Annotated in this window: 1 protein-coding gene; it reads left to right on the top strand. The window is 66.4% G+C overall.

All coding sequences use genetic code 11. The annotated features are described in order from the left end of the window. Positions 1-6: 6 nt before the first annotated feature. A partial coding sequence (locus ISG29_RS20420) for an IS481 family transposase (RefSeq protein WP_194505291.1) occupies positions 7-949 on the top strand: 943 nt, incomplete at its 3' end.

Genomic DNA, 949 nt, shown 5'->3' with positions numbered 1-949 from the left:
GTCTTCGTGTCCCACGCTACCCATGCCAACGCGACCCTGACGCCACGCGGTCGGCTGCTCCTTGCACGTTTGGTCGTCGATGACGGCTGGACCTATGCCCGCGCTGGCGAGCGGTTCTCAGTCGGCACGACGACCGTGCGTAGGTGGGTAACGCGCTACCGCGAGCTCGGCGAAGCAGGAATGCATGACCGCTCGTCTCGGCCACGGCGCTCACCGAACCAGACCAGCCGCCGGCTCGAGCGACGCATCGTCGGGCTGCGGGTCTCACGCCGTTGGGGACCAGCACGGATCGCTTACCACCTGCGGATCAATCCCGCGACGGTCCACAAGGTCCTCGCTCGGTACAAGTGCCCGCGGCTGAAGTGGACCGACCCAGCCACAGGCACCCGTGTGAAGAGCATCGATAAGCGCTCCTACCTCCACCAGGCCCCGGGCGATCTGGTCCACGTCGACGTCAAGAAGCTCGGCCGGATCCCGGTCGGTGGCGGGTGGAAGAAGACCGGACGCGTGATCGGCAACCGCAACAACAAGCGCGAGCGCCCTGGCTACGCCTTCATCCACCACGCCGTGGACGACCACTCCCGCCTGGCCTACTCCGAGATCCACTCAGACGAGAAGAAGGAGACCGCGGTCGCGTTCTGGCAGCGCGCCCGGGCCTGGTTCGCCGCCCATGGCATCACCGTCAAAGCGGTTCTGACCGACAACGGCTCCTGCTACCGCTCGAAACTGTGGGCCAAGACCCTCACCGCGGCCGGGATCAAGCACCGCCGGACTCGGCCATACCGGCCACAGACCAACGGCAAGGTCGAGCGGTTCAACCGGACCCTGCTTGAGGAATGGGCCTACGCCGAGACCTACACCTCAGAAGCCGCTCGCGTCGCGGCGTACCCAGCCTGGCTCCATCACTACAATCACCACCGAGGCCACACCGCACACCGAGGCAAGTCAC

Origin of the sequence: Nocardioides acrostichi (assembly GCF_015319165.1) — a bacterium.
Classification (GTDB): Bacteria; Actinomycetota; Actinomycetes; order Propionibacteriales; family Nocardioidaceae; genus Nocardioides; species Nocardioides acrostichi.
The sequence above is the reverse complement of the archived record's forward strand: the minus strand, read 5'-3'. Positions and strand labels throughout refer to the sequence as shown.